Origin of the sequence: Campylobacter sp. BCW_6463, from assembly GCF_001762785.1 — a bacterium.
Lineage (GTDB): Bacteria > Campylobacterota > Campylobacteria > Campylobacterales > Campylobacteraceae > Campylobacter_D > Campylobacter_D jejuni.
Genome location: NZ_MJXL01000004.1, coordinates 1 through 4,849, shown reverse-complemented (window position 1 = coordinate 4,849; position 4,849 = coordinate 1). Strand labels below are relative to the sequence as shown.

At 26.4% G+C, this 4,849-nt stretch carries 4 protein-coding genes; all 4 read left to right on the top strand.

What is annotated here, in order from left to right:
• Window positions 1-70: 70 nt before the first annotated feature.
• The 4 genes from AJ884_RS09840 (at window position 71) to AJ884_RS00015 (ending at window position 4,771) form a co-directional block, all read left to right on the top strand.
• A complete protein-coding gene (locus tag AJ884_RS09840; protein ID WP_261660548.1) occupies window positions 71-1,669 on the top strand; it encodes a putative toxin in 1,599 nt (532 codons plus the stop codon).
• Window positions 1,670-1,671: 2 nt separating this feature from the next.
• Window positions 1,672-2,751 carry an AAA family ATPase gene (locus AJ884_RS00025; RefSeq protein WP_070286326.1) on the top strand — a complete coding sequence of 360 codons (1,080 nt, stop codon included), beginning with the start codon at window positions 1,672-1,674 and terminating at the stop codon, window positions 2,749-2,751.
• The gene (locus AJ884_RS00020; protein WP_002881708.1) at window positions 2,751-3,443 is read left to right on the top strand and encodes a DUF4276 family protein; all 693 of its coding nucleotides are present in this window, start codon (window positions 2,751-2,753) and stop codon (window positions 3,441-3,443) included. Before AJ884_RS00025 ends, AJ884_RS00020 begins: the two co-directional genes overlap by 1 nt.
• A 77-nt stretch (window positions 3,444-3,520) precedes the next feature.
• Window positions 3,521-4,771 carry a hypothetical protein gene (locus AJ884_RS00015; protein ID WP_044779668.1) on the top strand — a complete coding sequence of 417 codons (1,251 nt, stop codon included), beginning with the start codon at window positions 3,521-3,523 and terminating at the stop codon, window positions 4,769-4,771.
• Window positions 4,772-4,849: the final 78 nt, after the last annotated feature.

Below are 4,849 nucleotides of genomic sequence, written 5' to 3'. Positions count from 1 at the left end.
GAACCAGAACAAATTAAAATGTATGAAGAAAGAAGAAAGATAAAAAAATAATAAAAAGGAGGATTTTTTCTTGAAAATTAACGATGAAATAAAATTTTATGATGTTAAATTTTACATTAAAGAATTTGAAAGTGTAGATATTATCGGTGGTTATATTGCCTTTTATGCACCTGTAAAAGAGCATTTAGAGGTAGAAAAAATTCAAAACGATCAAAATCCACAAGAAGAAATCCTGCAATTTAACAAAGATAACTCCCAAAAATATCTAAAAAAAATCAACCAAGAAAAAGAAGAGAAAATCGCACAGCTTGGACTTAGCACCAGCGAAGATATTAATAAAGAATTTGATAAGTTGGACAATAAGGCCACTCCTGTTGGAAAATTTGTAAGAAAAAATTATGACTATGATATATTTTATGATGTTTATACAAAAAAAGATAATTGCATAAAAAAAGATAATTGCATAAAAAAAATTCCTATAGAAAAAGGTATCGCAGAAATAAAAAAAGAAATTTTAGACGAATTTTATGATAAGTCTCAATGGTGTCTTATACCTAGATTACTTCCTGAAGATGATAATAAAGATTTTGAATTTGATCCTGTTCCTATTTTAAATAGTAGCTTTGTGATTTTAGAATTAGCAAATTGTAAGCAAAAAACTCTTACTTTTCAAAGAAAAATAGCTCAAATAAATAATCCAGATGATTTTAAGTTTCAAACACCTGAAGAATTTAAAGAAATGCTTAATAACAAAACAACCTTTGCCGCTTATGGTGGAAAAGAAAAACAAATAGAAGATCTTATAAAAACTGCCAAGTTAAAACTTAAAATGTTAAAAAAACTTGAGCCATCAGAAATTTCTAAAAAAACTAAAGAAAGTTTGATAGATAAACAAAATAAAAAAATTGAAGAATGTAAAAAAATAAAAATAGATCTTGAAAAAAATAAGAATAAAAAAATCACACCCAGTGTTATAGGAGATGCGGGAGAATACATCACCTCTTTACTTTTTAAAAAAAGATCTACACGCCATTTGAGCAATCAAAGAAAAATTGATGCTAATTTCAATCTTCATAGTTTTAATCACACCATACCTGATTTTTTAGTGATCATCAATGATATTCCTAGTTTGGTAGAGGTTAAAAATGTCCAAGTTCAAAGCTTGACAGAACAAATCAGCTTTGAATTAAAACTTGCTAGAGAATATGAACTTGATTATTTTTTCATATGCAATAACTATACACAATTAACAGAAAATCTTTCAGGAAGCGCATTGACTCTTCAAGAACATGAAGCATTAATAAAAAATAAAGACAAGGTGAAGGAATTTGATGAAGAGACAAAGGCAAAGAAAAAAAATACAATAAAAGAGGTTTTAAGGTCAAAAGATAAAAATTGGTATAAAGTATCAGATGTTGGCACTTCTCGTTTGAGAAATTTTTCAGAAGAAGCTGGAGATCAAGGTTCAAGAAATGGCTTTATCTATCATAAACATTTACACAGAAGTATAAAAACAGTATTTAAAGAAATGTATTTACATCATATCAAAGGTGTAGCACCCAATAAAATAGTGATAAAAAGATTTGACTTAAATTATGAAGAAAAATTAGAAGAAATTTTCAACCAAAACCAAGAATTGCAAAAAAATTCTGGAATTGCAAAAGGATAAAGATGTTAGATAAAATAACAATCAAAGGATATAAATCCATAAAAGATTTATCCAAATTTGAGCTTAAAAAATTAAATATTTTAATCGGTGCAAATGGTTCGGGCAAAAGTAATTTTATTTCAGTATTTAAAATGCTTAATGCTTTATTTAATAAAAATTTGCAATTTTTTACACAAGATAAAGGACCTGATAATTTTTTACATTTTGGCAGAAAAAAGACTGAAAATATATATCTTGAATTTGCTTTTGGCAAAAATGGTTATCATGCTACCTTTGTTCCAACGAGTGAAAATAAGCTTATGATATTAAATGAATATATTTTCTTTGATGGAGACTATAAAGACTATAAAGAACCTATAGGAAGTAATCAACTAGAAAGTAATCTTTCAGATATAATAGAACGAAGTTATTCTAAAAAAGTAGCACAACATGTTCTAAATGAAATCAAAAAATGGAAACTTTATCATTTTCATGATACAAGCGATACAGCCAAGATGAAGGGAATGTGTGATGCAAATGACAATCTTATATTTAAAGAAGACGCACAAAATATAGCAGCTTATCTTAAGATGCTTCATGATAATCACAATAATCACTATGAACAAATTTTAACGACTATACAAGATATCGCTCCTTTCTTTGGAGGATTTATTTTTAGAAATAATGAAAATATACAATTAGAATGGTATCATAAAAATAATCCTGATACTCCTTTTAAATCCCATATGCTTTCTGATGGGACTTTAAGATTTATATGTTTAGCTACTTTATTGCTTCAGCCTTTTGAGTTAATGTCGGGAACGATTATTATTGATGAACCGGAATTGGGACTACATCCTTATGCATTAAAGGTTTTAAGTGAAATTATTAAGAGAGTGGCTAAAGAAAAGCAACTCATTATTTCTTCTCAATCTGTAGAACTGATAAACCATTTTGAAGCGCAAGATATTATAGTAGTAGATAAAGAAAACGATGAATCTACTTTTACAAGAATGGATGATGAAAAATTAGAAGCTTGGCTTGAAGACTATACACTTGGAGAAATTTGGGCAAGTAATCTTATAGGCGGGAGACCAAAATAATGATTACAAGATGTTATGTGATTTGCGAAGGACAAAGTGAGGAAAAATTTATAAATGAAATTTTAGGATCGTATTTTTATAACTCTAATGTTTATCTTACTCCACTTATAATACCTACATCTAAAGGGCATAAAGGTGGAGGACTTGCGTATGATAGGGTTGTTGATTTTATTGTTAAAAAATTAAAACAAGATTCAAAAGCTTTTATGACAACAATGTTTGATTACTATGGATTGGATAATAGATTTTTAAAAGAAAAACAATGTAATAAAAATATATATGAACACGTTGAAAAAATACAAGAAGAATTTGATAAAATCATTAAACAACAATGCGATACAAATAATTTTTTTAGCTATATACAGCCACATGAATTTGAAAGTTTGCTTTTTAGTGATATTACAAAAATAATTAAAGCAGATGCTGAATGGAATAAAAAACTTATTTATAAACTAGAAGACATTGTCAAAGAATTCGATAATCCAGAATTTATTAATAATAGTAAAGAAACAAGTCCTTCAAATAGATTAAAAAAGATTTTATCTTTTCCAAGCTATAATAAAATCTTGCACGGTGGAAGAATCGCTAAAGAAATAGGCATAGATAATATAAGATTAAAATGCCGACATTTTAATAAATGGTGTGAAAAAATTCATAGTTTAGGCAACAAAAAGGAAAATAGTGAAAAATAAAAATTTATTTCACAAGAATTTGAAAAAGGTTTTTAAAAATAGCAATAAAAACACCTCAAACACCTTCAGGAATTAAAATGAAACAAAATATAAGCGCTAATCAAGTAAGTTTTTACCTTTTTTCTACAAAAACCTTTAGCGATGAAAAATATCTTGATGCTTGGAGTTTAAAAGGGAATCGTTTAAATTCTCAAGATTGGTTTGAATTTAAACAAGCTAATAAAGGTAGTTTTTATAACAAACATTTAAATGATACTTTAAAAGCCATGCAGAAACTTAAAGCTTATTTTAGTATCGATAAATTTGAAGGCATAAATTTACATGGAAATGATGAATGGTGCGATTTTCTACCTTCAAATTATCTCCAAATTTACGATAGGCTATGTTTAGATAAAAGCAAATATATTTTACATAGATATTATCAAGAAAATGATTTAAGCGAAATAGGAGCACTTAAAAATCTTTCTCCTAATTTTCCTTTTTGGAATGAAAGTGGTGAAAATTTTTCTCAAAATCAAATCAATGCTTTTATAGATAAAGACAACTTAGCACCCTATTTCAATAAATATGATGTTTATTTTAACTCTTCGCTTAATTTAACTTTTAATTTCAGTGATGAAAGCTTAAAATATCTAGTTGATAATTATAATCATAGAATCAGTCATACTTTTATCCCAAAAAATCAAGAGCAACTAGAAAAAGAATTAAATTTAAGCAAAAATGAAAAAATTATTTTAGAACTTCAAAATATGTTTTTAGATCTTTGTAAAGGCATCAGCGCTGATTATGCTTTTATGGATTTTTCTTATTTTTTTTCGGGTTATAACTATATATTAAATTCTAAAGATAATGCTTTTAAATCTTATCCTGCCACCCAAAATACACTTATTTATAAAAGAAGTTTTAAAAAACATATAGAAAAATATGCGAATAATTATTTTTTAAATTACTATTCTAAAGAGTTTTTAAAAGAACTTGATAATCAAGAGTTAAATGAAGATAGACTTAATCATTATCTTATCAATTACAACAAAATCCCAAAAAAAGTCGAAGAAGAAAATATACAAGGTTTACTCTCTAAACAAAAAGATACAAATATTAATTTTGTAAATTTTATAGATTATCAAGATTATGTTTATAACAATAAAGATGATTTTTGGAATTTGTCTTCAGAGGAAAATTCTATGCTTTGGGAAAAATTTTTAAGTAAAAATACCTTAAAACCTTTTCCTTTAAACTTTGATTGCTCCTTAGAAGAAAAATTTCTTTATGCTAAAGATGAGCAATTAGAAAACATTCTCAAATCTCACAAGGCTTTTCATGGCTAGAAAAAGAAAAATAAATATTCCTAGAATAGAAGATATTAATGTAACTCTTGATACTTCTTGTTTGCATCCTATATTGGA